This is a genomic window from Dehalogenimonas sp. THU2 (assembly GCF_039749495.1).
In the GTDB taxonomy this organism is placed as follows: domain Bacteria; phylum Chloroflexota; class Dehalococcoidia; order Dehalococcoidales; family Dehalococcoidaceae; genus Dehalogenimonas.
In genome coordinates this window covers 1-25,987 of the sequence record NZ_JBDLLU010000015.1, presented here as the reverse complement: position 1 = coordinate 25,987, position 25,987 = coordinate 1, and the positions used below count along the sequence as shown (strand labels likewise).

The following is a 25,987-nucleotide window of genomic DNA, read 5'->3' as shown; positions in this document are numbered from 1 at the left end:
AAGGAGGAGGAACATGAAACGCAGGATTGTAACGGCGATCGATGTTGGTACTACCAAGATCTGTACCGCCATCGCCGAAATTACCGAAAACGGCTCTACCCAGGTAATCGGCGTCGGCATCGCCCCATCGCACGGGTTGCACAAGGGTCTGGTGGTCAACATCAATGACGCCGCACAGTCGATCAAGGAATCGATCAGAAAAGCGGAACAGGCCGCCAATTACAAGGTCGAGAGCGCCTATGTCGGCGTCACTGGCCGCCATGTCAGTTCGGTCAACAACAAGGGCGTGGTGGCCATCACCCGGGGCGACCGCCTGGTGCGCCCGGATGATCTCAAACGGGTGCTTTCCAGCGCCCAGAGCATTAAGGTCCCCAACGACCGCAAGCTATTGCATGTCATCCCCCGTAACTATGCGGTGGACGGCCAGGTCGGGGTCAGGAACCCGGTCGGCATGCACGGCTTCCGGCTGGATGTGGAAACACACGTCATCACAGCCGCCGCGGCCTCGGTGCAGAACCTCATCAAGTGCATCCGCTCCCTGGGCGTCGAGATCGACGATCTGGTGCTGGAGCCCCTGGCTTCCAGTGAAGCGGTGCTGACTGAAGATGAGAAACAGGTCGGCGTGGTCCTCGCTGATATCGGCGGCGGCACCACCGACGTCTGCATCTTTAAGGACGGTGCCATCTGGCACACCGCCATCTTACCGGTGGCCGGATACCAGCTCACCCGGGACGTCGCCATCGGCCTGGGTCTGCCCTTCGACGTGGCCGAAGAGATGAAAAAGCGTTACGGCTCGGTCATGCCGGTCTATGAAAGCCGCATGGAAGCCAACCCCATCTCTGAGGACGGCCATGGCATCAGCTACCAGGACCTGTGCGACATCCTGCGCGCCCGCATCGAGGAGATCATGCGGCTGGTCCTCCTGGAACTGCCGCGCTCGGATTACGAGAGCGTCGTACCCGCGGGCATCGTCTTCACCGGCGGTTCGTCCAACATCGCCGGATTGGAAACTCTTGGCCGCGATATTAGCCAGTTACCGGTCAGGGTCGGCATGCCGTCCAACGTCTACGGCATCACCGATGCCCTGCGCGACCCGGCATACGCCACCAGCGTCGGCCTGCTCCTCTGGGGCGCCAAGAACCAGCCGCGTAACAAGTGGGGCGGCCTGGGATTCTTCGGCCGGATGAAGGGGCTTCTTTCCAAGTTCCTCGGCGCTTAACGTAAATAATAAATAATTTAGAAAAATATAGAGGAGAAAAAGAATATGGCTAAGACGAGTTTCGTCCCCAACCCGGCCAGGATCAAGGTTTTCGGTTGCGGCGGTGGCGGTTGTAACGCCGTTACCCGCATGGTCCGTGAGGAGATCCAGGGTGTTGAATTCATCGCCCTCAACACCGACGCCCAGGCGCTGGCCATCACCGAGGCCCCCGTCCGCGTCCAGCTTGGCGAAAAGGTCACCCGCGGCCTCGGCGCCGGCGGCGATCACACCATGGGTCAGAAAGCGGCTGAGGAGAGCCGTGACGAGATCCGTGAGCTGGTCACCGGTTCCGACATGGTCTTCGTTACCGCCGGCATGGGCGGCGGCACCGGCACCGGCTCCGCCCCCGTAGTGGCCGAGGAGGCCAAGAAAAGCGGCGCCCTGACCATTGCCGTAGTCACCAAACCCTTCAGCTTTGAAGGCGCCCACCGCACCAAGACCGCCAAGGAAGGCATCCAGAAATTGCTCGGCAAAGTCGATACCCTTATCATCATCCCCAACGACCGCCTGCTGGAACTCTGCGACCAGAAGACCGGCGTCGACGCCGCCTTCAAAATGGCGGATGATGTCCTGCACCATGGCGTTCAGGCTATCTCCGAGGTCATTACCGTTCCCGGCACTATCAACCTGGACTTCGCCGATGTCAAAGCAGTCATGAAAGACGCCGGCCCGGCCTGGATGTCCATCGGCCGCGGCACTGGCAAGAACCGCGCCATCGACGCCGCCCGTGAGGCCCTGGCCTCCCCCCTGCTGGACGTTTCCGTCACCGGCTCCCGCGGCGTCCTGTTCAACATCGTCGGCGGACCGGATCTCAGCCTTTATGAAGTCAACGAGGCCGCCGAGGTCATCCGCAAGTCCGTCGATCCGGACGCCAACATCATTTTCGGCGTCGGCTCCAACGCCAACATGGGCAACGACGTCCGCATCACCCTCATCGCCACCGGCTTCCACACCAACACTGAAGAGGCCGACGGTGAGGATGACCTGACCAACCAACTGCGCGGCATCAAGAGCGAGGACGAGCTGGATGTCCCGGCCTTCCTGCGCCGCCCGCTGTTCACCCATCAGCGCCAGGCCTACACCGAACCTACCAAAGCCAACCGCCCCCCCGCCCGCTCCCCCTGGAGATAGAACAAACACCGAGGACTAACGTAAAGGCGGCGTCTCCAGATGGAGACGCCGCCTTTTATATTTGCTGTCAAAGACTGGTTCGTCTCATCGTAGGGGCTAGGCACGGCCTCGCCCGCCCGGGGATGGGTTGTGGATTTTTTTGAACCTTCGGTCCTTGGATATTGTTTAGAAATTAGATATTAGGATTTAGGATTTGGGCGGTGGGTGGGGGATCACTGCCGCGAGAGTAACAGAAGAGCTATCCCCAACAGTAGTATCGCCGTCGCCCAGATAAACATCGAGGCTAATCCCATGATGATCACATAGCTGGCGATCAGCAGCCCCAACCCGCCTAAAACGAACATGAGTCCGGCGACCCTTAAGGGCGGACTGCCTGAAGGTGCTGAACTTTCTTCATCCTCATCTTCGTACCCCTCGTCAACCCCGGAACGGCCCTCCCCCAGCCACCGCCAGACATACACCACCGTCAGCAGAACCGCGACGATGATCACCGCCTCAAAAATCCCGATTTTCATGTTTCTCCCATGTCCGATGCCTCGTTTTTTTCACCGTACAAAATCAGCTTAATGGCAACGGGAACCGGTGTCAACCCTGTGAAAATTAAGTAGTTTCCCCTATTGACCGGAAGGAATGCCGGGAGTATATTTAAATTGGGTTAAGAGTTGCGCTTTCAATCACCTTTCCGTTGCGGCGCAAGCCCGGGAGGAACCAAGATGAGAAGACGCCTGTCCCTAGTCATCACCGCTATCATGACACTCTCGCTCCTGTTCACCTCGATCATCCCGCTGGCCGCGACATCGGACAATGCCAACATCCCCGTCCGCAAGATAGTCGTTTTTCAGGAGCAGGTGAGTCAGGCAGCCCAGGACGCGATTCTGGCCAAAGCCGGAGCGGGCAAGATCAAGAGCCTGCCGCTGTCTGGCGCGGCTGTGGTCATGGCCACCCCCGCGGCGGAAAAAGCTCTTTCTAAATTCGCCGAAGTGCTTTATATCGAAGACGACGTTATAGCCACAATCATGGTTAAACCAGAGAAACCCGGCAAGCCAGGAGGAGAAGATCCACCGACACCACTAGCGCAGATAACTCCTTGGGGAATCGACCGGATCGATGCCAGCCTCGCATGGAACACCAGTACCGGGTCGGGAGTCAAAGTCGCCGTCCTGGATACGGGCATCGACCTCACCCACCCTGACCTGAATGTTGCAGGTAGTTATAATGCGATCAACTCCCGCAAGTCGGCCAACGATGACAATGGACACGGCACCCATGTTGCGGGTACCATCGGTGCAAATAACAATGATTTCGGGGTTGTGGGTGTCGCACCCGGTGTCACCCTCTACGCGGTGAAAGTCCTGGACCGCAGCGGGTCAGGGTGGGTCTCGGATATTATCGAGGGCATCGAATGGTGCATGGTGAACGATATCCAGGTAATTAACATGAGCCTGGGTTCCGCGTCGGAAAGCACCATTTTCCACAAAACCGTAACCGACGCTTATGAAGCCGGCATCATCATCGTCGCCGCCGCGGGTAACGACGGTGACGGACTGAACCAACCCGAATACCCCGCTGCCTGGCCCGAGGTAATAGCAGTGTCGGCGACCGATAAAAGCGATGGGTTGGCGTATTTCAGTACCTTCGGTTCCCAGATCGAACTGGCCGCGCCAGGCTTTGCCATTGAGTCCACCTACAAAGGCGGCGGCTATGCCACGATGTACGGCACCTCGATGGCTACGCCGCACGTGACCGGGGTGGTGGCGCTAGTAATCGCATCTGCAACAGTCACCGACACAGCCGACGATGACGACTCAACAATCAACAATGAAGTGAGATCTAAGCTTCAATCCACCGCTGATGACCTGACAGATGACAATCAGGATAAAGATGTTTACTTCGGTTACGGCCTAGTTGACGCTGAAGAAGCCGTGACCGGCACGGGGCCATAACCTTCAAGACACTTAGCCAGTAAACAAGAAGGGGCGGCGTTCCATTCAGAAACGCCGCCCCTTCTTTAATTCTGTTTGTTATTTGGTGCTTGTAATTTGGAATTTACCCTTTAGCTCCTGAGCGTCGCGCCCAGTTCCGTCGCCAGTGTGGAAACGATCTCCGCCATGACCTTGTCCACCTGGGCGTCGGTCAGCGTAGACTCCGGCGATTGGAACGTCAGCCGGTAGGCCAGGGACTTCTTGCCTCCCGCCACCTGTTTGCCGGCGTAAACGTCGAAGAGACTGACATCAGTTAGCAACTGGAAGTTGGCCAGGATGTTTTTGACCTGCTGGTGGGTTACCGCTTCATCCAAAACGAGCGCGATATCCCTCACCACCGCGGGATAACGGGATAACTGCTTATAAGCGCGGCCAGGTTTAACCTTCTGCATCAGCGCCGCCAGGTCTATCTCGAAAATATACGCCGTTTCATCGATATCGTGGGCAAGCGCCACTTTAGGATGGATCTCGCCGATAACGCCGAAGGTGACTCCATCGATAACGAAGTTTGCCTGGGCGCCCGGCCGGAGCCCGCCGTCATGGGATATCTCAAGTGTGTAGCTCACCTGCATGCGGTCCAGGATCGTTTCCAGCAAACCTTTAATGTCGTAAAAATCGAATGGCCTGCGGCATTGCTGCCATCCGGTCGGCTCGGCTTCACCGGTGATGATACCGCAAACCATTTCCTGTTCAACAGGTACGCCGTTTCCAGCCATACGGTAAACCCGGCCAATTTCAAACAGCCGAAGGCCACCGGTTTCGTACCGCCGGTTGGCTGCCACGGACGAAAGAAGTGCCGCCCTGAGGGAGGTGCGCAGGCATTCCTGGTCGGCCGACATCGGGTTCAACAGCTTAACAGGTGTGACCTCGTTCTCACCAGCGGCGGTAACCCGCCGTAATGACGCCTCGTTGGAGAGAGACAGAGACAGCAACTCCTGGAAACCATAACCCACCAGTGCGGTGCGGAACAGTTTTTTAAACCCGAGCATCGGCGGTCCTACCCGCTTGGGAATTGGCCCGGAAAGCTGCCGGGAAGGAATATTATCATAACCCATGATCCGGGCAATCTCTTCGACGATATCCTCGGGAATATTCAGATCGGTACGCCACCATGGTTGATATATCCGGAGGAATTGGGTACCTGAGGGCATTTCGTAGTTTTCTTCGTCGCTATCCTCGATATACCACGTCAGTCCCAGCGCTTTAAGGGTTTTTGTGATCGGAGTTAAACCATAGTCGGAGCCCAGTATTTTATTGATCCTGGGTACTGGTATCAGAATACCAAAGGTATACTTCTTCCCGGGGAAAGAGTCTACGATACCCTGTTGCGCCTTGCCGCCGGCAATATCCAGTATCAGCTTGGTTGCTCTCTTGAGCGCGTGCGGCGGCAGCTCCGGGCTCAGATTCCGTTCGAAACGGACTGAAGCCTCCGAGGACAGTTTGAGATTACTCGCAGTACGATGGATAGATGCGGCGTCGAAATTAGCTGACTCTAACACGATATCCGTGGTGGTGGCGGAAACCTCACTGTTAGCGCCGCCCATGACACCGGCTACAGCGATAGTCCGCTCGGCATCGGCGATCATCAGGGTATCGGTGGTCAAGGTGCGTTCTTCGTCATCGAGGGTGATAAATTTTTCACCTTCTTCAGCGCGGCGGACGACGACCTTGCCTCCCTTGATCTTCTGCAGGTCGAACGCGTGCAAAGGCTGGCCATACTCCAGCATGACATAGTTAGTTATATCAACGATATTGTTGATCGGGCGCTGACCCATCTGCAGCAAACGCTTTTGCATCCACTCGGGTGACGGGCCGACCTTGATGCCTTTAATCACGGTGGCGGTATAGCGCGGGCACAGGTCAGAGGCCTTTATCTCCACAGCCAACGATTCGCTGACCGGGGTTTCAGCTTCTTCATAGGCGGTATCGGGTAGTTTGATACCATTCTGCCCGGTGATAGCGGCTACTTCCCGGGCGATACCGGTGATGGAGAAGCAGTCGGCGCGGTTGGGCGTGACCTCGATATTCAGGACCTTATCACCGAGGATATCCGCCAGGGGCGTTCCCACTGCAGTCGCCGCATCCAGCTCAAGAATGCCTTCGTGGCTATCGGACAGGCCGAGTTCTTTTTCGGACAGAACCATGCCCCGTGATTCGACGCCGCGGATATTGGCCGGCTTGAGTTCCATCGCCTGGCCGGTATGCCCGTCGATTAGCTTAACGCCGACGCCGGCAAAGGCCACTTTCTGGCCAACCCGGACATTAGGCGCGCCGCAAACCACCTTGGGCTGCTCGGTACCGGTATTGACGGTCACCAGGCGCAAACGGTCGGCGTTAGGATGGCTCTCCACAGCCAGGACTTCGGCGGCCACGATGCCATCCCATGCCGGTACGGTGGAGATGATCTCGGAGACCTCGTTGCCGGCCAGCGTCAGCTTTTCGGCGACCTCCTCGACCGGAATAGTGATATCGACGTAATCTTTAAGCCATAAAATCGGCGCTTTCATTAAAACTGCCTCAGGAATCTTAAATCGTTGGAATAGAAAAGACGGATATCGTCCACACCATAGCGCAACATCGGCAAACGCTCCACTCCGATACCGAAAGCAAATCCGGTATAGATCTCAGGGTCGATACCTACACCCTTGAGCACGTTGGGATGCACCATACCGGCACCCAGGATCTCCAGCCAACCAGTGTCGCCGCACACCCGGCAACCGGCGCCGGAACATGAACCGCACTCGATGGCCATTTCAACCCCCGGTTCGACAAAGGGGAAGAAGTCGCAGCGGAAGCGGACCTTGCGGGTAGGACCGAAAAAGCGCCTGGCAAACTCATAGAGAGTGCCCTTCAGGTCGGCGAAGGTAACATCCTTGTCCACCAGCAAACCTTCCACCTGGTGGAACATGGGCAAATGGCTGGCGTCGGTCGCCTCGTAGCGGTAAACCCGGCCGGGCACGATGATACGAAAGGGCGGCTCCTTATACTTCTCCATGAAACGCACCTGCATCGGAGAAGTATGCGTCCGCAGCAGCTTGTGGCGCTCGCCTTTTTCGTCGACATCATCCATCCAAAAGGTCTGCATGGTGTCGCGGGCCGGGTGTTCCTTGGGGATATTGAGGGCGTCGAAATTATAACGGTCGAGTTCGATTTCCGGCCCTTCGACGGTCGAAAAGCCGAGCGATGAGAAAATATCGGTGATCTCATTGATGATGCGGGTCACCGGATGCAGCCGGCCGGCCAGCCATGGTCGCCCGGGAAGGGTGATATCGATACCAAGCGGATCGCCGGTAAACTTTTCCGCCATCGATTCCTCCCTGGCTTCCAGCGCGGCTTCCAGTTCCTCGCGTACCGCGTTGGCCTGTCCGCCGACATCCTTGCGTTCTTCGACGGGCAAAGAACCGAGACTGCGCAGCACCGCTACCAGTTCGCTCTTCTTACCGAGGTAAGTCACCCGCCAGGCTTCAAGCGCCTCCGCGGATTCGATAGTTTCCAGTTCGCCCAGGGCTTTTTGTTTAAGGTTTTCTAATACACTCATTTCGGTCATTTTCAATAACTTTCAAGACAAGGATTATAGCTATAACCATTGTCGCCGGTCAAATGAGCCCGGCGTTTAAATTCTGTGTTCAGCATGTAACCGTCGAATCATCTGACTTGAGTGCCCATTATACCACCTCCGGACTCCGGTCATTAACAGGCTTGTCCCGATCCCGCAGGTGCCGCCATCACAGGGTGTCTCAAAAAGAGATAATTGTCTTTCTGAGCGCAGCGAAGAAGCTCAATTCAACGTTTAGTGAGGCTGATTGTTTAACCGCGCTTTCCTTCAATATGACGGTTATGACACAGGGTCCTCATCTCGGCCCTGGGCGGCGCGTCAGCGTCGCCGGGCGGCAGGGACACGACTTCTCGTCAACGCAGCCGTTAATGCACTCGTCCCTCCACGTTCAAAAAGTGCGCTTTAGCCGTTTTTGTAGTATTATGTTAGGTAGGACACTTCAGGAGAATCATGATGTCAACACGTTGGAAAATCGCCGTCGGCAGTGTTTTCTCGGTCACCGCGCTGCTGGTAAGTTTCGGCTTCGGTTATATGACGGCTGTACTCTCCCCGGGTGGCAGCGATTCCCTGAAACGCGTCATCGAAGCCTGGGAAACCGTCACCGGCCGTTACGTCGAACCTGACAAGATTGATCAGGACGCCCTGGCGGAGGCCGCCATCCGCGGCATGATGGATTACCTTGGCGACCCCTACTCCGCCTACCTGGACACCGCCGGCTACGCCGCCATGCTGGATGATTTCGACGGCACTTACTCCGGCATCGGCGCCGAGATGACAGTGCGGGATAACGCGCTTATCATTATCGCCGTCTTTCCGGACTCGCCCGCCGCCCAGGCCGGGCTGGCAGCAGGTGATCACATTACCGCAGTGGACGGAGTTTCAACCGATGGGCTGACTATGGCCGAACTGGGTCCGCTGGTCCGCGGAGAAGCCGGTACCAGTGTCGTCATCGCGATCGAACGGGACGGTAGTCCCCTTTCTTTCACAATCACCCGAGCCCGAATCACCCAGCCCTCGGTCGATCTGGAAATGCTTGGCAGCATCGCCCATATCACCATCTTCAGTTTCAATCAGAATACGGATGAAGAACTGCTGCCCGTTATAGAGGAGATCAATGGCAATGGAGCCGTTTCCATCATCCTGGACCTCCGCGGCAACCCCGGAGGTCTGGTCTCCACGGTTATTAATACCGCCAGTTACTTCATCACCGACGGCGTGGTCCTGACCATCAAGGACCGTGAAGGCGGCGTCACCACCCATGATGTCATCAAACAATCCGCCACCACCGCGCTGCCCATGGTCGTCCTGGTAGATGGCTTTTCGGCGTCCGGTTCCGAAGTGCTGGCCGGCGCGCTTCAGGATTATGACCGCGCCGCCGTCTGCGGCGCCCAGACCTTCGGCAAAGGCTCGGTCAACCAGCTTTACGAACTGCCCGGAGGCACCGGCATCTATCTCACCATCGCCCGCTGGTACACCCCGGACGGCCACCTCATCGAGGGACTCGGCATCACCCCGGACTTCGCCCTCGACCTCACCGGCGACGACCTGCTGGCCTGGGCAATCGATTACCTTAGCTGAGGGTTTTAGGATAATTGTTGGTTATGGAGCGACTCCACCGGCGCCTTTGACGACGGTTAGAGTTTTTGCGAGTGTGTAAAGATTGGCACCTTCACCTCTGTTTGTTTCCCGGCTTATCTCAGTATAGGTGTATGAAATCGTATTAGTTACCATTGACCCCGGTTCGCCAGCGTGAACAGTGATTCTGACGTAATAGCCCTCAGGCAGGGTGATAACTTCGGTGATGTACCTCACGAATCCGGTTGAATCTGTGAACTTTTCAACATAACCGCCTAACTTGGTGGCCATGTTATCCGTGTCGTAAACCATGTATTCAAATTGAACTGGTTGCGGGTAGACATAAGCCCCACTGACAGTGACCACCCGCGTATCGAGGATAAGTTGGCAACGGACCGGCTCAGCAGTCTGTTCCAGTTCGTCGTTCGAACCAAAGTGGATATTCTCGAATTCGATATCGGTGCAGCCCGCCATGCCGGTGACTAATCCAATCGCCAGAACAAACGCCAGCAGCTTTTTCATCTCAAGCTCCTCAGGGTTTGACCTAACTCGGATTATAGTCCCCGACCGGGGCTGAATCAATACTTATTTTATTGTTGCGCTAAAAACAAAAAAGGAGCTTACGCTCCTGCTATGCCGGGTTTTGAATTGGTAGTACGGGTACCTTTTAGGATCCTCTTTTTTAGTTCGCCCGCCCCAGCACATCATCCACGAGCGCCGCCGTCGCGTCCAAACCGTTCAGGTCGAGCGGCAGCCCCATTTCCCGGAGTTCCGAATAGCCCAGCCCGCGGTATTGCCGCCGGGCCGCGGTGCGACACATCTCGTCGTAGAGTTCGGTCCAGTTGTGCCCGGCGCGGCCGGCGCATTCCCGGACGAATTCGTGAAGGTGGGGGTGTGTCATATCGTTGGGTATTATAACCGCTTCCATCTTAAGCCGGGCAAGGCCGGTTAGCGCTGTTTACCGCCGTTGTGCGCCTTGTGTCAATGCCCCAACCACTCATGCAAGCTCTTAAGCCCGTAATCTTTCGCAATCGCCACGCTATGTTCAGGGTAGACAAACTAGTTGATAGTTACCAGTTACCAATTTTCAGTCCCCAAAACCCAGCCCCAAGACGCCTTCAGTTCGGATTATAAATACCCGGATTCGATACCAGGGGATGAAGGGAACTGACAACTATAACCTCGTACGCAGTAGGAGAACTGAAACTATAAACTATAAACTATGAACTATAAACTCGTATGTAGCCAAGCAGAGCTGTAAGCCGAGTTCTGTACCCTTCATTGAAGGCGGCAGCCATCTATCTAGGCCCGCCGTTACCGGCGGGCTCAAGCGGTCAACCCGGGAACAGCGCGGACACGCCTTAAGTTCCCCTATTTGACCTTGCTCCGGGTGGGGTTTTCACGGCCGGACGGTCTCCCGCCCGCCGGTGAGCTCTTACCTCGCCATTTCACCCTTACCCGCGCCCGTGAGGGCCGTTGGCGGTATGTTTCTGTTGCACTTTCCGTAGGGTCGCCCCTCCCGGGAGTTACCCGGCACCCCGTCCGATGGAGCTCGGACTTTCCTCCCCGGCAAAAAGCCGCGGCGGCTGCCCGCTCTGCTTGGCGGGAATACTGTATCGCAAAGATGTCTTTATGTCAATCTCCCGCCATTTGTCCAAACCTTAGCGTCCCTACCCACAGGCGCCAACGCACTGCTCGCAACTGGTGCATTTGAACATGTCGACGTTGAAACGGGCATCCGAATTGACGATATCGCAACTCAAACCAAAGTCATTGCACAAACCGCCGGCCAGTCCATCCTGACACCGAGGCCGTTTCAGGGTTGTCGAATCAACCAGTCCCCAGTAGCGGCACGGCATTGTACCCCGAGAATCGAAGGATGTCGTGCCCCCCTCATCAGGTCTCCTAAAAAATAAACCCCCGAAACCCGCCAAAATCCTATTGACAGCCGGAGAGTGACGGTGTGCTACAATACGTTCTCCGATAAGTGTGTTACAGGATGGACTTGCTGATTCTACGTGTTTTGCCCGCCAGATTTCTTGCTTTGATTCCCTAGGATCGCCGTCTGAATTGTTTCGATTATTTTTACTTGCTACAACAAAACAATCCTACGTTTGGCAGGCCGGATTCCAATCGTGATAAAACCGGATTGTTTCTTAAAAAATCGTCTGTGGAAAAACAAAGAATATTTCATCCAATCATTGGTTCTATTATGTAAGTCGCGCCCAAAGCTAAAAAATGGATTTATTTTCCCAATTTACAACTCAAATCGGCCGCCGGTACCGCAAATACAGCCGCAACTTTATCCTCTACTGTTCCACTTGAACGCGCCACGCGCAGGCGTTAAGATTACAGGATACGGAAAACGGCGGAGTAAACCCCTTATGACCGACAGATACGAGCCCCAGGAAATTGAAAAAAAATGGCAAACAAAATGGGCCGCCGACGGACTTTATAAAGTTAACGGGGATTCGCCCAAAACCAAATGGTACGCCCTGACCATGTTCCCCTACACCTCGGGCGACCTCCACATCGGCCACTGGTACGCCATGGCCCCGTCCGACGCCTACGCCCGCTATAAGAGGATGCAGGGCTACAACGTCATGCACCCCATGGGTTTCGACGCCTTCGGCCTGCCGGCGGAGAACGCCGCCATCAAGCGCGGCATTCACCCGCGCACCTGGACGATGAACAACGTGGAAAATATGCGCAAGCAGATCAAATCCATGGGCTCTGTTTACGACTGGGACCGGGAAGTGATCACCTGCCAGCCGGATTATTACAAGTGGACCGAATGGTTCTTCCTGAAGCTGTACGAGGCCGGGCTGGCTTACCGCGCCAAGGCGCCGGTTAACTGGTGCGCCTCCTGCCAGACGGTGCTGGCCAACGAGCAGGTCATCGGCGGCGGTGAGTGCGACCGCTGCGAAGGGCCCGTGGTCAAGCGGGATCTGGAGCAGTGGTTCTTCCGCATCACCAAATACGCCGACGAACTCATGGACCACGAGGGCCTGGATTGGCCGGAACGCATCAAGATCATGCAGCGCAACTGGGTGGGCAAATCCACCGGCGCCGAGATCGAGTTCCTCCTCGACGTACCCGGCGTCGATGAGAAAGCCATCAAGGTCTTTACCACCCGCCCCGACACCGTTTACGGCGTCACCTTCATGGTGCTGGCGCCCGAACATCCCCTGGTCGCAAAAATTACCACCGCCGATAATAAAGAAGCCGTCGAAGCCTATGTCGCCAAGACCCGCCGCCTGACCGAGATCGACCGCATGTCGACCGAGAAAGAGAAGGACGGCGTCTTCACCGGCGCTTACGTGACCAATCAGCTCAACGGTGAGCCCGTCCCCGTCTGGATCGCGGACTACGTCATCGCCAGCTACGGTTCCGGCGCGGTCATGGGCGTCCCCGCCCATGATGAGCGGGACTTCGTCTTCGCCCAAAAGTATAAACTACCCGTTCGCGTCGTCATCGCCCCGGAGGGTTATGAAGGCGGGCCGATCGAGGCCGCATACACCGGCGACGGCGCGATGAGGAATTCCGCCCAGTTCAACGGCAAATCCACCGCCGAGGCCTTCGACGGCATTTGCGACTGGATGGAGCTCCAGGGCTTCGGCAAACGGACGACCAATTACAAACTGCGCGACTGGCTGATCTCCCGCCAGCGCTACTGGGGCGCGCCTATCCCCATGGTCTACTGCGATAAGTGCGGCATCGTGCCGGTGCCGGAGAAAGACCTGCCGGTGCTGCTGCCGGAGGACGCGGAGTTCAAGCCCACCGGAGAATCACCGCTCAAGTACGCCGCGGATTTCGTCAATACGACGTGTCCCGCCTGCGGCGGTCCGGCCCGGCGTGAGACGGATACCATGGACACCTTCATGTGTTCCTCGTGGTATTTTCTGCGCTACTGCTCGCCCCACGATACTGAATATGCGTTCAACCCGGATAAGACGAAATACTGGATGCCGGTGGACATCTACACTGGCGGCGCGGAACACGCGGTGATGCACCTCTTCTACTCGCGTTTCTTCGTCAAAGCCCTGCGCGATATGGGACTCGTAAATTTCGGCGAACCCTTCAAGCGCCTCTTCAATCAGGGCACCATCACCTCGAACCACGCCAAGATGAGCAAGTCCCGTGGCAACGTGGTCAACCCGGACAAGTATGTGGCCGAACTCGGCGCCGATACCGTGCGCGCCTACCTGATGTTCGTCGGCCCGTGGGAGCTCGGCGGCGACTGGAACGATTCCGGCATCGGCGGCATCTCCCGCTGGTTCAACCGCGTCTGGAAGCTGTCCCTCGACGAATACATTCCCGGCGATTTCGACCCCGCCGCGGAGGCGGAGCTTATCCGCAAGACCCACCAGACCGTCCGCAAGGTCAGCACCGACATCGACCGCATGCAGTTCAACACCATGCTGGCGGCGCTAATGGAGTTCACCAATTATTTGACCCCCGCCCGGGAAGCCGCCCGGGTCTCCGCCGAATCTTGGAACAAGGCCGTCGAGACGCTCATCCTGGCGCTGGCACCCACCGCCCCCCACCTCGCCGAGGAGCTGTGGACTCTGACCGGTCATGAATACTCGGTGCATAACCAGTCATTCCCCGCCTGGGATGAGTCCCTGACCGCGGAGCCGGAGATCACCCTCGTGGTGCAGGTCAACGGCAAGCTGCGCGCCCGCCTGCCCGCCCCGGCGGACATCACCGAGTGCCAGGCCACCGACCTCGCCCTGACTAACGACCGCATCAAAGAGTTCACCGAGGGCAAAGAGATCAAAACCGTCATCTACGTCCCGGGGAAACTGCTAAATATAGTGGTAAAATAAAAAGGTGACGCGACGATACCGGGCAGAATGTATCCTGCTCCTACTCAACGATCAACGGCACGGCAACAATTAAATATCCCTCTCCCCACCGGGGAGAGGTTAGGTGAGGGGGCCCCCTATCATGAAAATAGCATTCATCGGCGGCGGCAACATGGGCCGCGCAATGATCAACGCCATCATCCGCCAGGAACTGGCCGTGCCGGAGGACATCACCGTCGCCGACCCGAGGCAGGAGAGCCGTGAGGCGCTGGCCGTGGAGCTTGGCGTCACCGCGACCGAGAGCAACGTCGCCGCGGCACTGAGCTCCGATGTCGTCATCCTGGCGGTCAAACCGCAACACCTCGACGAGGTCATGGCTGGCCTCTCCGGACAGCTTTGCTGCGACCATCTCGTTATCTCCATCATAGCCGGCAAGAAGCTGTCGGCGATAGTCGATGGCTTGAGGCATGAAGCAGTCATCCGCGTCATGCCCAATACCCCGGCGCAGATCGGCCTCGGGATGAGCGTCTGGACCGCCACCGATTCCGTGGACGTGGCGCAAAAGGAGACCGCACGGCGCATCCTGACCGCCATGGGCGATGAACTCTACACCCCGGATGAAGCCGACCTGGACAAGGCCACCGCCATCAGCGGCAGCGGCCCGGCTTACTTCTTCCTCTTCATGGAAGCCCTGGTGGATGCGGCGGTAAAACTCGGTCTGTCGCCGGAAGCGGCCCGCCAGATGGTCATCCAGACCGCTGTCGGCTCAGCGGAATTCGCCCACCAGTCGGAACATGAGCTCGGCGAACTGCGGCGCATGGTCACCTCCCCCGGCGGCACCACCGCCGAGGCCTTGAAGATCTTCGATTCCCGCCAGTTCAGGGAGACCATCGATATCGCCGTAAAAGCTGCCTTTGATCGGGCACAAGAACTAGGGGCGCCGAATTAGACCTGTTGCCCCCCTTAAATCCGTTTCCACAGTTTTAAGGGCTTCTAAGGTCCGGTAAACCATTACCATGACAGAATAGCGGCATTCGCTTCTTATCTGTAATCCGTGCCTGCCTTCGTCATCGGTTGTCTGTGGCCAGTTTCGACAAGTTTGAGGCCTGAAATTGTAGATGGCACATCGGCCGTTTTTAGAATTCCACCACTGGCAGGGATGACCTCGCTTGATTATCCATTCCTTACCGTTATCAGTGGTCGTATACATGAACAAGTCTTCACGCTTCTGCCTCAACTGGCGACTAATGCGATCCGCATCAGCCCCGGAAACCACAATATGGCTCGTCTGAGAACAACACCAGCCGCAACCGTCGCAAGCCTCTTTAAGTCGTTTCATGAACCCATGGGACACATCGGTCGTGAATTCAATGAGAGCGACGAATTCCCGCAGGTTTTCATCGGTCATTGATTGAAAAGCAAGTGGGAACCCTTCCCGAAGCGCCTCGACGACCTTATTAAGATAAGCGTCGTATCTGGGCCCTATTTTCTGACGGGTTATATTGATATGTGTCCGCGCCGTAGAAAGGTCATCTGGCGGAATTTTATCAGTATCCATTCTGTGACATCCCAACCATCCTCGAGAAAGGGTGCTGGTCCATAATGTATTGCCTCCGGTCACGATTGTCAATCGATGGTTGCGTTAACTACCGCCAAGTGCTTTAATAGTCATATGAATTGGCTTGATATCATAATTCTGATCGTGTTGGCCCTCCAGGTTTTCACCGGTTTAAAACAAGGTCTCATCAAAGCGCTCGGTGGCCTGCTTGGCTTGATCGTCGGTATTGTACTGGCGGGGAGGTTCCATGAGACTCTCGCCGGTAACCTGTCCGGCTTCATCTCCAATCCGGATATCGCCAATGTCGTAGCTTTCATCGCCATTCTGCTGGTCGTTTGGGGCATTTTCTCCATCGCGGCCGGTCTGTTGACCAAGTTGGCATCTATGGTATTCCTGGGTTGGATCAACCGACTTGGCGGCGCCGTTTTCGGCTTGCTGATGGGCGCCCTTTTCGTCGGTGCCGCCCTGGCCGCTTGGGCCAGGTTCTTCGGCACGACCTCCCTGGCTGATTCGTTCATGGCCACGTTCCTCCTGAACAAGTTCCCCGTCGTACTGGCGCTATTGCCTTCCCAGTTCGACTCTATCAAAGAGTTCTTCCAGTAATCTTTCACCCCCTTCACGGGCAGCCGGGTTCTGGCGAGCAGCGATATCTTTGCACAAGCCTCTGTCGTTATAACCATCAGACTATTGACACGGCCTGCCCCGACGCCTAAACTTGAGACAATATTATGAACTGCCCAAAAGACCATAGCCCCATGATCGTCGTTGAGCATGAACAGGTCGCCATAGATTACTGTCCAACCTGTCATGGCGTCTGGCTGGACCGCGGCGAACTGGAACTGGTCATGGAAAAGACCTGCCGCGACGAGGCGGATCTATGCCTGGCGGACATGTTCAAGCGCCCGGAAGCGGTTACCGACGAGGCAAAGCGCCGCTGCCCTATCTGTAACATCAACATGCGTAAGGAACAGTTGGGTACCGCCCCGAAGGTGATCATCGACGCCTGTGCCGTACGCGGCGACGGTCTGTGGTTCGACGGCGGTGAGTTGCATTCGGTCTTGTTCCAACTCAAACCGACGGGCAATAACACCGACGCCAAACTGCTATCATTTTTAAAAGATGTCCTCAAAGCCGACGCGGCCGAATGAAACGGAGGTAAAATATATGGTCCCCACGCTGATCACACTCGGTATCGTCCTGCTCCTGGCGCTGATCCTGGTCGGCATATACAACGGGCTGGTGCGCCTGCGCAACCAGGTTAAAAACGCCTGGGCACAGATAGACGTCCAGCTCAAACGGCGTTATGACCTCATCCCCAACCTGGTGGAAACGGTCAAGGGCTACGCCAAGCACGAACGCGAGGTGTTCGAGAACGTCACCAAAGCCCGTAACATGGCACAGCAGGTGTCATCTTCGTCCCCGGCCGTCCGTGCCCAGGCGGAAGGTGAGCTTTCCGGCTTCCTCTCCCGCCTCCTGGCCGTCGCCGAAGCGTACCCGGATCTAAAGGCCAATCAGAACTTCCTCGCGTTGCAGGAAGAACTGTCCTCCACGGAGAATCGTATCTCCTTCTCCCGCCAGTTCTACAACGATTCGGTCCTTGGGTACAACAACAAGATCCAGATGTTCCCTTCCAACATCATCGCTGGTATGTTCGGCTTCACCTTAAGCGAGTTCTTCGAGGTCAAAGTAGAAGCGGAGCGCGCCGCGCCCAAGGTCAGTTTCACCTAGGCGATAGTCAATAGTCGATAGTTCGTAGTTGATCGTTGCATTCGGGAAAAACAGAGCGATGTTCGATTCATCCGCCAGCCGAATAACGTTTGGAATTTAATATTTTGAATTTGTTTGGAGGCTGCCCTGAGCGGAGTCGAAGGGATTTGGATATTGGTATTTAGAATTTTGGGACAGCGGGGCGCGGAATAGGCACATGTGGGAACAAATAAACGCCAATCGCACCCGGAGCATTTTCCTGGTGATCGGAATGGGGGCTCTCCTCGTTGCCGTGGGCTACGGCATCGGTGTCTATTTTTTCGACAGTCCCTATGCCGGTGTGGCAGTGGCGGCAGTCGTTTGGATCATCATGACCCTGGTCGGCTATTTTCAGGGAGACAGCATCTTGCTCGCTACGGCGGGCGCCAAGAAGATAGAAAAAAAAGATCACCCACGCCTCTTCAACGTGGTAGAGGAAATGACTATCGCCTGCGGCCTGCCCAAAATGCCGGATGTCTACATTATCGACGACCCGGCGCTTAACGCCTTCGCCACCGGCCGCGATCCGGCTCACGCCGCTGTGGCCATTACCTCCGGCTTGTTGCAAAAGCTGAATCGTGATGAACTCCAGGGAGTCATCGCCCACGAGATCGCCCACGTCAAGAATCGCGACGTTCTATTGATGTCCCTTGCGGCGGTCCTGCTTGGCACCATCGTCATCCTTTCCTACTATTTCAGCCGCATGCTGTTTTTCTCAGGCGGCAGTGGTTCACGGCGCTCCAGTGATTCCGGGGGTGGCAGCGGCGGCGCGATAATCGCCATCGTCGGTCTGATCTTCATCATCCTAGCGCCTATCTTCGCCCAACTCATATACTTCGCCATTTCCAGGCGGCGCGAATACCTGGCCGACGCCTCGGCCGCGCTCTACACCCGTTATCCGGAAGGTTTGGCATCGGCACTGGAAAAACTTGGTGCTTCGACAAACCAGGTCAAAGCGGCAAACCAGGCTACCGCGCCGATGTACACCATCAACCCCTTTCGACAGGACGGCCGCAAGGCCGCAGACCTCACCAGCACCCATCCCCCCATCTCCGAACGCGTCCGCATCCTGAGAAAGATGGGCGGCGGCATTTCATACAAGGCATATGAACAGGCCGCCGAAGAAATCGCTCACCGCAAGATCGTCCCCGGTTCAGCATTGACCGGCGCCGAAACCGTGACCGCCCGCGCCCCCTCCACCGAAGGCGCTGTCGGTGAACCGGATAAGTTCACTCGCACCCGGGAAACACAGAATATGCTTTTCGGCATGAGTCACTATCGGACTCTCAACTGTTCTAATTGCAGCACCACCCTCCGCCTGCCTCCCAACTTCACCGCACCTTCCGTCAGATGCCCTCATTGCGGGACGGTTAACAAGACGCCATCACAGTCCTGACCGGTGTCGAATAGTTTCTATATTCTATAACTACGGTGTGTAGCACATATTCTCTGCATTTGTATGTTGCCTTAGATTCATAGTATAATTATGTCAATAAATAGGTTTCGGTTATCTTATACTTCCGTACATCGTTTACCGGGTATCGGGTGACCAAAATACTCAGGAATAAACCGGTCATCACCGTGAATCGTCACTTGAAGAAAAGCCAGGTTACCCAAACCTTCCCCTGCTTCATCTCGACCGCCACGCTGTCGCCGCGTCAATCGCCAGAAACCGGCGCTGTTTTTCCCGTAAAGAGGTCTGTTGATAAGCCATAATCCGTAACCACACACCCTTACCCACGTATTAGAATTAGTATCAAAATAAATTATTAGGAATAAAATGAGTTTCGAAAGCTTTAATCTTCACCCCGCCCTCATGGACGCCGTCAAGGCCATGGGATATACCGAGCCCACCCCTATCCAAGCGCAGGCCATCCCGCCGGCGCTGGAAGGTCGTGACATTATCGGATTGGCCCAGACCGGTACCGGCAAAACTGCGTCCTTCGTTTTACCCATCCTGCAAAAACTCCTTCGCGGTACGGCCAACAAACCCCGGCAAGGTCAACCCCGTAAACTGCGGGCTCTGATCATCGCTCCCACGCGTGAACTGGCCGAGCAGATTTATGATACCTGCAAGAACCTTTCAAAGTTCACCGGTATCCGGGCTATGGCCATTTACGGTGGCGTCGGCATGGAACCGCAGAAAAGCAAGATACGCTCCGGTATGGACATCGTCATCGCCTGCCCAGGGCGGTTGCTTGATCATGTCTGGCAGGGCAGTATCGACTTTTCTGATGTCGAGATCCTGGTCATTGACGAGGCCGACCGCATGTTCGACATGGGGTTCATGCCGGACATCCGCAAGATATTGAAATGCCTCATGCATGAACGCCAGACACTGCTCTTTTCCGCCACCATGCCGGATGATGTCCGCAAGCTGGCGCATGAGGTCATCAAGGACCCGGTGACTGTACAGATCGGCCAGGTGGCCCCGGCGATCACCGTGGCCCACGCCATTTACCCTGTGCACCATGATCTCAAAACCGATCTGCTTAAGACCCTTCTAGGCGTGGTCGACTCAGGTTCCGTGCTGGTCTTCACCCGCACCAAGCACCGCACCGAACGGGTTGCCCTTTCCCTGGCTCAGGCGGGCTACAGTGTCGCGTCCATCCAGGGAAACCTGTCGCAGTACCGGCGTCAAGCAGCCCTCGACGGCTTCAAGAACGGCACCTACAAGATACTGGTTGCCACCGACATCGCCGCCCGCGGCATCGATGTATCGGATGTCTCCCACGTCATCAACTATGATATGCCTGATACCTCCGACGCCTACATTCACCGCATCGGCCGCACTGGCCGCATTGGTAAGAGCGGCGACGCTTTTACGTTCGTCACCGGCGAGGATGAACCGATGGTACGTTCTCTGGAGAGACTGCTCAAGGCGCCGATCGAACGCCGTAAGATCGAGGGTTTCAAATACGATGCCCCCGTAACACCGAGGACGGAATTCGCCCGCCCTCCCCGCCCGGCACGACAGGGGCAACCCCCCGCAAACACCGCCGGACGCTCGAGCCACAGGATTCCTTCCTGGCGCAGACCGGCCGCTAGACAACAGCCGGCCTGATTCCCGGATTCTTAAATTCGATAAAAAAGCCCGCCTTGACCGGCGGGCTTTTTGTCATCATAAGACCCGCTTAGGAACCTCCAGGCAAGTTATTCTTCATCCCGCATTCCACCTTTTAGAGTATCTTTCTGAGCGTCCAGCGAAGAATCTCAATGTTACTAATCCCGAAAAATCAGGGCTTCTTCAGAGGTTTCCTGATGAGTCGATTTTTCGCGCAACGATGGCCGGATGCCCGGTTAAAATAGTTATAGCCAGCGGGTACGATACTGCGATATACTGGGCGTGGCTATCGATGTTGTTGATACCGAGAAACTGGCTAAAGGAGTACCCGCCGTGGTTATTAAGATCGTCACCGACTCAACCTCAGACGTGCCGCCGGAACTGGCTAAAGAACTCAACATCACCACCGTGCCGCTTTATGTGCAGTTCGGCGGCCAGTCATACCGTGACCGCGTCGATATTACCGAGGACCAATTCTACGCCCGTCTCCAGACTGACCCAGCCCATCCCACCACCGCCCAGCCTTCGCCGCAGGATTTCGCTGAGGCTTTTGACAGCATCGCCGAGGGTGCCGATGGCATCCTGGCTATACACATCTCGGATAAAATGAGCGGCACCATCAGTTCAGCCAAACAAGGGGCTAAAATGATGAAAAACGCGGTGCCCATCGAGATCGTCGATTCCAAATTCACCTCCATGGCCGAAGGACTGGTAGTTGTGGCCGCCGCTCGCCTCGCCAGGTCGGCTAAAGACCTCAAGTCTCTGGCCGCTACGGCCAGCGGGATGGTTGAAAACATTCACCTCCTGGTGCTCTTCGATACATTGAAATATATCGCCCGCGGCGGCCGTATCGGGCGGGCGAAGGCTCTGATGGGATCGCTCCTCAACGTAAAACCGCTCTTGTCCATCAAGGACGGAGAATTCGTTCCTGTCGGCCAGGTCAGAAGCCGCGCCAAAGGGATCGAACGTCTTTTCGAATTAGCCAAAGAAGCCGGGAGTAATATAACCGAACTGGCGGTTATCCATTCAACCACTCCGGATGAAGCCAAGGTCCTGGCCGAACGCATCGGTGAATTCATATCGCCGGATAAAATCCATATCGCACGCTTCGGTCCGGTACTGGGTGTGCACGGCGGTCCGGGTGTTCTGGCAGTTGCTTTCAGGGTCAACACCTAGATAATCATCAGCCGGCGATCTGCCTACGGTTATTGACGTTTTTATAGTTAAGGTGCTACTATAGTTAGCACCTTAACTATTATTGCCCGGAATCATTCTAAGGACCGGTATGACAAACCGCATACAACAGATCGAGCACCTGATGGGGAAATTGCATTCTCTAAAAAGGCTCATGGCACCGGAAAGCCATACGGCCTGCGGCGAAGAATGCCTGGCCCCGTCTCAGTGGCTGGCGCTGCATCTCATCAGCCGGCAGGAAGGCATCGGCATCAAGGAACTCGCCTCCTTGCTGGGGATCACCTCCAGCGCCGCCACCCAACTGGTTGACATCCTGGTGAAGAGGGGACTACTCATTCGTGAGCCTTCTCCGGATGATCGCCGCGCCCTTTGCCTTGTCGTTCCGGAAGAAGCCCGGCGGCAGATCGAATCAATCAAGGACCAACGACTGGAACGGATGGAAAGCGTATTCAGCGCGCTGGATGACGCCGAGTTTCAGATGCTGATGAATCTCATCGACAAGGTTATTTCCGGTTCACAAATCGAAAAAACGAGGTAGTATGACTCTCAAACCTAAGACCCCCCTCATCCTGGCCGGCATCATGTTATCCATGGTCATGGCTTCTCTCGACCAGACCATCGTCGCCACGGCCATGCCCCGCATCGTAGAAGAATTCCAGGGTTTGTCCCACCTGTCCTGGGTCTTCACCTCATATATGCTGGCTTCGGCGGTGACCGTGCCCATCTACGGCAAGCTCTCCGACCTTTACGGTCGCCGTAACCTTGCCCTGATCGCCGTGGCCGTTTTCCTTGCCGGCTCGATGCTCTCCGGCCTGGCGCAGGACATGACCCAGTTGATCTTCTTCCGCGCTTTACAGGGCATCGGCGCCGGCGCCATTATGGTCAACGCCTTCGCCACCATCGGCGACCTTTTCCCGCCGGCCCAGCGCGGCAAGGTCCAGGGTCTCTTCGGCGCCGTTTTCGGCATCACCTCGGTGGCCGGTCCGCTGCTCGGGGGCTGGCTGACCGACAGCTTCTCCTGGCGCTGGATCTTCTACGTCAACATCCCTGTCGGCCTGGCGGCCATTGCGGTAATCTTCGCCGGCCTGCCCCGCATGGACAAGACGATTCACGATGCCAAAGAACGCTTCATTGATTACCTCGGCGCCCTCCTCCTCACCGCAACCCTGGTGCCGCTGCTTCTGGCGTTGGTCTGGGGCGGCAGCGAGTATGCCTGGGGCTCGACCGAGATCATCTCCTTGCTGATCGGCTCGACGTTCGCCCTCGCTGCTTTCATCTGGCGCGAGGCCAAGGCCAAAGACCCTATCGTATCGCTGGGACTCTTTAGGAACCGGGTGTTCACCGTCTCGATCATCGCCACCTTCCTGGCATCGGTAGGCATGTTCGGGTCTATCCTGTTCATCCCCGTCTTCGCCCAAGGTGTCGCCGGCTTTTCAGCCACCAACTCCGGTCTTATCCTGATGCCGATGATGCTATCGATCGTAGCCGGTTCCATTTTCTCCGGCCAGGTCATGTCGCGCACCGGCAACTATAAAGTGCTGGCGATCAGCGGAATGGGCATCGCCATGGCCGGTATGCTGCTCTTCTCCCAGATCAACGAAACGACCTCTGACATGGGGCTGATCTTCCGGATGATCGTCATGGGCATTGGTCTGGGCTTCACTATGCCCGTCTTCACCCTGGCGGTGCAAAATGCCTTCACTCACGCCCGCCTGGGTGAGGTCACCGCCGGCATCCAGCTCTTCCGCACCGTCGGCGCCACCGTCGGCGGTGCAGTCCTGGGCGGCGTCATGAATGCCCAACTGGCATCCCGGCTGACCGGTATCGATACCGACCCGTTCGTCGTCATGGCACAGCAGGCCAATCCTGACACTCCTGTACATATCGACGGCAATACCATCCAGGCGTTCCTCAGTACCGACGGACAGGCGAACATCCGCGCCCTCATCGCCCAGGCGCCGGACGCCATCCGCGATGCCTTTGCATCCGCCTTCGATAGTTTCATCGAGACTCTGAAGACCGCCTTCAGCGGGGCTATCGACCAAGTGTTCCTTATCGGCGCGGCGCTCATGGCCGTGGCCTTCGTGGCGTCCTTTTTCCTGCCGCAGATCGCACTCAGAAAAAGCCACCGCCCGGCGGTGGAAGAAGCAGGTATCGAACTCGAATTGACGCTAAGCCAGTCGGATAAGAGACACGAAGCCGAAATTTAATAATGCGAAATAATTTCGAAACCCGGCTCCCCCGGACATAGCCGGTGGTGGCCGGGTTTCGAGCCGCCCTCTGAATGCGTACTTGAAATATAAGAAGCGGCGGCTGAGGGTTAGAAATAGTGATTCGTGGGTCGCTTGCCCCGTTTGATCACGGGGACCCCCGGTATTCCCCGGAATATCTTAAGCCGTGGCGCTCCGCTTCCCCCACCTGCCCTGCCGTACCTCCCGATTGTATTGACCTTTCGGCGTATCGTGAGATAAAGGCATTGCCTCGATAGCCGTAATCTCTCTCCCATGGAGGATTTTTCCATGCATCCCGGCGATGGCGGAACACCCCTCATTATTGGAAGGCATCTCGACGTAACCGTAACCCGTAGCCTGTCCGTTGCCGAAATGCTGGTCATTCATCATGGTCACTGCCGCCACCTGGCCGAAACGGGAGAACTCTTTCCGCAAGTCTTCTTCTGTTATCCCCAATGATAAGTTCCCGATGTAGATATTCATATTGCCCATAGTCACTCCTCTTTGCACTCGTTCGTTTTCCACGGGAAGCACCGAATAACCGCACCCTCTGTCCCGCGATCCGAGCACTTTTTGAAAACTCTTGCAAAAAAACACAGGCCGGATTTCTCCGGCCTGTGTCTATTGTTGCTAAAAAGGATTAGCGGGCGTTGACTTTGCGGTAGCAGTCGGAGCAATAAACGGGCTTGCCGTTGCGGGGTTCAAAAGGAACCTGTGTGGATTTGCCGCAGTCGGAACAAGTAGCCGGGAACATCTGCCGGGGGGCAGAATTGTAGCCGCCGCCGAAGCCGCCGCCACCACCGCTGCTGTAACCGCCGCCGGTGTTGCCGCGCTCTGCCTTGCGGGCGGAACGGCAGCTGGTGCAGCGCTTGGGTTCATTGCTGAAACCTTTAGACGCAAAGAATTCCTGATCTTCAACGCTAAAAGTGAAGCTGGAACCGCAATCGCAGCAGGTAAGGGTTTTGGGTTGTAGAGCCATCTGGATGACCTCCTCTCTTTAATACTCGTTAGAGTCTGGTCATCCTAGGCTTCGAATCGAAGGGCGATTCTGAAATGCGTGTAATAACCGTTACTGTAACTGATTACCATTATACGCCAGCTTGTTACATAAAGCAAATGAGAAGAAACTTCGATTTCGAAGAGATCGATTGGCGATCAGGAGCGAAGAGTTTTCAGGGACAATAAATGCCCTGTAACCGCCGCGGCGATAGCTCCAAGGCTAAGCTTCACCCATGCGGGATCAACCACGATGATACTTACCCCGATGGTCAACCAAAGCAAAGCTATGGCGGTGACCTTGGCATGGAGTTTGATCGCCCGGTGGTCGCGATAGTTGCGGATATATTCGCCAAGCCGGTGATGATTGATGAGCCAGTTGTAAAAGCGCGGCGAACTGCGGGCATAGCTGGCCGCTGCCAGCAACAGAAAAGGTGTAGTAGGCAGTAACGGTAAGAAGATTCCCACGATTCCCAGCCCTACCGCTAGGGTGCCGATAACAATAAAAAGAACTCTAATTCCGTGTTTCAAGACATGTCCTCGAATAGCATTGTCAACCTAATTATATCATGGAGGGGCGGCGGCGATGAATGATGATCCCGGGAGGATTATCGTTTATGACCCGATTCATCGTTTTCGTGGCTTTTACTGCTCGTGAGCCCACCCGAAGTGAGTCGCTCCCAACGGATTTACTTTGCCAGTTTGTAGAGTAAATTGGTAGAATGTCCCGTTAATTCGTCACCAAAGGTAGTAGAATCCCCGTACGTGGTGTAAATTCCTGGAGTTGAAAAAGCAGGCCATTGTGTGGTTTCTTGAAAGCAAATAACAACAAAGACTTTCAGGAGGTAACCACGACAATGGCCAAAGACAGGATGACACTTTTGGAAT

Annotated in this window: 25 protein-coding genes and 1 other RNA gene; 14 read left to right on the top strand and 12 right to left on the bottom strand. The window is 56.2% G+C overall.

The window, feature by feature from the left end:
* Positions 1-13: 13 nt before the first annotated feature.
* Positions 14-1,219 (top strand): cell division protein FtsA, encoded by a 1,206-nt coding sequence (ftsA, locus tag ABFB09_RS08270; protein WP_347001030.1) that lies wholly within the window; start codon positions 14-16, stop codon positions 1,217-1,219.
* 45 nt (positions 1,220-1,264) lie between these two features.
* Positions 1,265-2,389 carry a cell division protein FtsZ gene (ftsZ, locus tag ABFB09_RS08265; RefSeq protein WP_347001029.1) on the top strand — a complete coding sequence of 375 codons (1,125 nt, stop codon included), beginning with the start codon at positions 1,265-1,267 and terminating at the stop codon, positions 2,387-2,389.
* Between the two features lie 212 nt (positions 2,390-2,601).
* On the opposite strand, the gene ABFB09_RS08260 is transcribed toward ftsZ, so the two are convergent.
* Positions 2,602-2,904, bottom strand: coding sequence for a hypothetical protein (locus ABFB09_RS08260; RefSeq protein WP_347001028.1), 303 nt, complete (start codon positions 2,902-2,904; stop codon positions 2,602-2,604).
* 198 nt (positions 2,905-3,102) lie between these two features.
* On the opposite strand from ABFB09_RS08260, the gene ABFB09_RS08255 reads away from it, so the two are divergent.
* Positions 3,103-4,332, top strand: coding sequence for a S8 family peptidase (locus ABFB09_RS08255; RefSeq protein ID WP_347001027.1), 1,230 nt, complete (start codon positions 3,103-3,105; stop codon positions 4,330-4,332).
* Positions 4,333-4,442: 110 nt separating this feature from the next.
* On the opposite strand, the gene pheT is transcribed toward ABFB09_RS08255, so the two are convergent.
* Both pheT and pheS read right to left on the bottom strand, forming a co-directional pair.
* Positions 4,443-6,878, bottom strand: a complete 2,436-nt coding sequence (gene pheT / locus ABFB09_RS08250; RefSeq protein ID WP_347001026.1) for a phenylalanine--tRNA ligase subunit beta — start codon at positions 6,876-6,878, stop codon at positions 4,443-4,445.
* Complete coding sequence (gene pheS / locus ABFB09_RS08245; RefSeq protein WP_347001025.1) at positions 6,878-7,918, bottom strand: phenylalanine--tRNA ligase subunit alpha; 1,041 nt, start codon at positions 7,916-7,918, stop codon at positions 6,878-6,880. Before pheS ends, pheT begins: the two co-directional genes overlap by 1 nt.
* A gap of 459 nt (positions 7,919-8,377) precedes the next feature.
* Here pheS and ABFB09_RS08240 point away from each other — a divergent pair, with 459 nt between their 5' ends.
* A complete protein-coding gene (locus ABFB09_RS08240) occupies positions 8,378-9,505 on the top strand; it encodes a S41 family peptidase (RefSeq protein ID WP_347001024.1) in 1,128 nt (375 codons plus the stop codon).
* A 21-nt stretch (positions 9,506-9,526) separates the two neighbouring features.
* Here the strand turns inward: ABFB09_RS08240 and ABFB09_RS08235 are convergent, their stop codons facing one another.
* The 4 genes from ABFB09_RS08235 to ABFB09_RS08220 all read right to left on the bottom strand — a co-directional run bounded on the left by ABFB09_RS08235 (position 9,527) and on the right by ABFB09_RS08220 (position 11,361).
* A complete protein-coding gene (locus ABFB09_RS08235; protein ID WP_347001023.1) occupies positions 9,527-10,024 on the bottom strand; it encodes a hypothetical protein in 498 nt (165 codons plus the stop codon).
* Between the two features lie 160 nt (positions 10,025-10,184).
* The gene (locus ABFB09_RS08230) at positions 10,185-10,403 is read right to left on the bottom strand and encodes a hypothetical protein (RefSeq protein WP_347001022.1); all 219 of its coding nucleotides are present in this window, start codon (positions 10,401-10,403) and stop codon (positions 10,185-10,187) included.
* 341 nt (positions 10,404-10,744) lie between these two features.
* An RNA gene (gene rnpB, locus ABFB09_RS08225) (RNase P RNA component class A) lies at positions 10,745-11,104 on the bottom strand.
* Positions 11,105-11,172: 68 nt separating this feature from the next.
* Entirely contained in the window at positions 11,173-11,361 is a 189-nt protein-coding gene (locus ABFB09_RS08220) for a hypothetical protein (protein WP_347001021.1), read from the bottom strand.
* A gap of 525 nt (positions 11,362-11,886) precedes the next feature.
* On the opposite strand from ABFB09_RS08220, the gene leuS reads away from it, so the two are divergent.
* Together leuS and proC are read left to right on the top strand one after the other, a co-directional pair.
* On the top strand, positions 11,887-14,331 hold the full coding sequence (gene leuS / locus ABFB09_RS08215) for a leucine--tRNA ligase (protein ID WP_347001020.1): 2,445 nt from the start codon (positions 11,887-11,889) through the stop codon (positions 14,329-14,331).
* Between the two features lie 121 nt (positions 14,332-14,452).
* Positions 14,453-15,259 carry a pyrroline-5-carboxylate reductase gene (gene proC, locus ABFB09_RS08210; protein ID WP_347001019.1) on the top strand — a complete coding sequence of 269 codons (807 nt, stop codon included), beginning with the start codon at positions 14,453-14,455 and terminating at the stop codon, positions 15,257-15,259.
* Here the strand turns inward: proC and ABFB09_RS08205 are convergent.
* Positions 15,242-15,868: a YkgJ family cysteine cluster protein gene (locus ABFB09_RS08205; protein ID WP_347001018.1), complete on the bottom strand. Its 627-nt coding sequence runs from the start codon at positions 15,866-15,868 to the stop codon at positions 15,242-15,244. The two genes, proC and ABFB09_RS08205, sit on opposite strands and share 18 nt — an antisense overlap.
* Before the next feature lie 114 nt (positions 15,869-15,982).
* On the opposite strand from ABFB09_RS08205, the gene ABFB09_RS08200 reads away from it, so the two are divergent.
* From ABFB09_RS08200 to ABFB09_RS08165, 8 genes are all read left to right on the top strand, one after another.
* Positions 15,983-16,471: a CvpA family protein gene (locus tag ABFB09_RS08200; protein ID WP_347001017.1), complete on the top strand. Its 489-nt coding sequence runs from the start codon at positions 15,983-15,985 to the stop codon at positions 16,469-16,471.
* A 125-nt stretch (positions 16,472-16,596) separates the two neighbouring features.
* Positions 16,597-17,016 (top strand): zf-TFIIB domain-containing protein, encoded by a 420-nt coding sequence (locus tag ABFB09_RS08195; protein WP_347001016.1) that lies wholly within the window; start codon positions 16,597-16,599, stop codon positions 17,014-17,016.
* 16 nt (positions 17,017-17,032) lie between these two features.
* Complete coding sequence (locus tag ABFB09_RS08190) at positions 17,033-17,596, top strand: LemA family protein (RefSeq protein ID WP_347001015.1); 564 nt, start codon at positions 17,033-17,035, stop codon at positions 17,594-17,596.
* A gap of 196 nt (positions 17,597-17,792) precedes the next feature.
* A complete protein-coding gene (locus tag ABFB09_RS08185; protein WP_347001014.1) occupies positions 17,793-19,010 on the top strand; it encodes a M48 family metallopeptidase in 1,218 nt (405 codons plus the stop codon).
* Positions 19,011-19,394: 384 nt separating this feature from the next.
* Positions 19,395-20,678 (top strand): DEAD/DEAH box helicase, encoded by a 1,284-nt coding sequence (locus tag ABFB09_RS08180; RefSeq protein ID WP_347001013.1) that lies wholly within the window; start codon positions 19,395-19,397, stop codon positions 20,676-20,678.
* Positions 20,679-21,011: 333 nt separating this feature from the next.
* A complete protein-coding gene (locus tag ABFB09_RS08175; protein WP_347001046.1) occupies positions 21,012-21,854 on the top strand; it encodes a DegV family protein in 843 nt (280 codons plus the stop codon).
* 109 nt (positions 21,855-21,963) lie between these two features.
* The gene (locus ABFB09_RS08170) at positions 21,964-22,410 is read left to right on the top strand and encodes a MarR family transcriptional regulator (RefSeq protein WP_347001012.1); all 447 of its coding nucleotides are present in this window, start codon (positions 21,964-21,966) and stop codon (positions 22,408-22,410) included.
* Between the two features lies 1 nt (position 22,411).
* The gene (locus ABFB09_RS08165; protein WP_347001011.1) at positions 22,412-24,082 is read left to right on the top strand and encodes an MDR family MFS transporter; all 1,671 of its coding nucleotides are present in this window, start codon (positions 22,412-22,414) and stop codon (positions 24,080-24,082) included.
* Positions 24,083-24,262: 180 nt separating this feature from the next.
* On the opposite strand, the gene ABFB09_RS08160 is transcribed toward ABFB09_RS08165, so the two are convergent.
* The 4 genes from ABFB09_RS08160 to ABFB09_RS08145 all read right to left on the bottom strand — a co-directional run.
* Complete coding sequence (locus ABFB09_RS08160; RefSeq protein WP_347001010.1) at positions 24,263-24,586, bottom strand: RNA-binding protein; 324 nt, start codon at positions 24,584-24,586, stop codon at positions 24,263-24,265.
* 157 nt (positions 24,587-24,743) lie between these two features.
* Positions 24,744-25,082, bottom strand: a complete 339-nt coding sequence (locus tag ABFB09_RS08155) for a CxxC-x17-CxxC domain-containing protein (RefSeq protein WP_347001009.1) — start codon at positions 25,080-25,082, stop codon at positions 24,744-24,746.
* Between the two features lie 176 nt (positions 25,083-25,258).
* On the bottom strand, positions 25,259-25,618 hold the full coding sequence (locus ABFB09_RS08150) for a YbaN family protein (protein WP_347001045.1): 360 nt from the start codon (positions 25,616-25,618) through the stop codon (positions 25,259-25,261).
* 170 nt (positions 25,619-25,788) lie between these two features.
* Positions 25,789-25,987: hypothetical protein (locus ABFB09_RS08145; protein WP_347001008.1), on the bottom strand; the 199-nt coding region annotated here is incomplete at its 5' end.

Excerpts from the sequence above, each read along its gene's own strand:
- ftsA (WP_347001030.1), top strand. The coding sequence starts at position 14 with ATGAAACGCAGGATTGTAACGGCGATCGATGTTGGTACTACCAAGATC.
- ftsZ (WP_347001029.1), top strand. The coding sequence starts at position 1,265 with ATGGCTAAGACGAGTTTCGTCCCCAACCCGGCCAGGATCAAGGTTTTC.
- ABFB09_RS08260 (WP_347001028.1), bottom strand. The coding sequence starts at position 2,904 with ATGAAAATCGGGATTTTTGAGGCGGTGATCATCGTCGCGGTTCTGCTG.
- ABFB09_RS08255 (WP_347001027.1), top strand. The coding sequence starts at position 3,103 with ATGAGAAGACGCCTGTCCCTAGTCATCACCGCTATCATGACACTCTCG.
- pheT (WP_347001026.1), bottom strand. The coding sequence starts at position 6,878 with ATGAAAGCGCCGATTTTATGGCTTAAAGATTACGTCGATATCACTATT.
- pheS (WP_347001025.1), bottom strand. The coding sequence starts at position 7,918 with ATGACCGAAATGAGTGTATTAGAAAACCTTAAACAAAAAGCCCTGGGC.
- ABFB09_RS08240 (WP_347001024.1), top strand. The coding sequence starts at position 8,378 with ATGATGTCAACACGTTGGAAAATCGCCGTCGGCAGTGTTTTCTCGGTC.
- ABFB09_RS08235 (WP_347001023.1), bottom strand. The coding sequence starts at position 10,024 with ATGAAAAAGCTGCTGGCGTTTGTTCTGGCGATTGGATTAGTCACCGGC.
- ABFB09_RS08230 (WP_347001022.1), bottom strand. The coding sequence starts at position 10,403 with ATGACACACCCCCACCTTCACGAATTCGTCCGGGAATGCGCCGGCCGC.
- ABFB09_RS08220 (WP_347001021.1), bottom strand. The coding sequence starts at position 11,361 with ATGCCGTGCCGCTACTGGGGACTGGTTGATTCGACAACCCTGAAACGG.
- leuS (WP_347001020.1), top strand. The coding sequence starts at position 11,887 with ATGACCGACAGATACGAGCCCCAGGAAATTGAAAAAAAATGGCAAACA.
- proC (WP_347001019.1), top strand. The coding sequence starts at position 14,453 with ATGAAAATAGCATTCATCGGCGGCGGCAACATGGGCCGCGCAATGATC.
- ABFB09_RS08205 (WP_347001018.1), bottom strand. The coding sequence starts at position 15,868 with ATGGATACTGATAAAATTCCGCCAGATGACCTTTCTACGGCGCGGACA.
- ABFB09_RS08200 (WP_347001017.1), top strand. The coding sequence starts at position 15,983 with ATGAATTGGCTTGATATCATAATTCTGATCGTGTTGGCCCTCCAGGTT.
- ABFB09_RS08195 (WP_347001016.1), top strand. The coding sequence starts at position 16,597 with ATGAACTGCCCAAAAGACCATAGCCCCATGATCGTCGTTGAGCATGAA.
- ABFB09_RS08190 (WP_347001015.1), top strand. The coding sequence starts at position 17,033 with ATGGTCCCCACGCTGATCACACTCGGTATCGTCCTGCTCCTGGCGCTG.
- ABFB09_RS08185 (WP_347001014.1), top strand. The coding sequence starts at position 17,793 with ATGTGGGAACAAATAAACGCCAATCGCACCCGGAGCATTTTCCTGGTG.
- ABFB09_RS08180 (WP_347001013.1), top strand. The coding sequence starts at position 19,395 with ATGAGTTTCGAAAGCTTTAATCTTCACCCCGCCCTCATGGACGCCGTC.
- ABFB09_RS08170 (WP_347001012.1), top strand. The coding sequence starts at position 21,964 with ATGACAAACCGCATACAACAGATCGAGCACCTGATGGGGAAATTGCAT.
- ABFB09_RS08165 (WP_347001011.1), top strand. The coding sequence starts at position 22,412 with ATGACTCTCAAACCTAAGACCCCCCTCATCCTGGCCGGCATCATGTTA.
- ABFB09_RS08160 (WP_347001010.1), bottom strand. The coding sequence starts at position 24,586 with ATGAATATCTACATCGGGAACTTATCATTGGGGATAACAGAAGAAGAC.
- ABFB09_RS08155 (WP_347001009.1), bottom strand. The coding sequence starts at position 25,082 with ATGGCTCTACAACCCAAAACCCTTACCTGCTGCGATTGCGGTTCCAGC.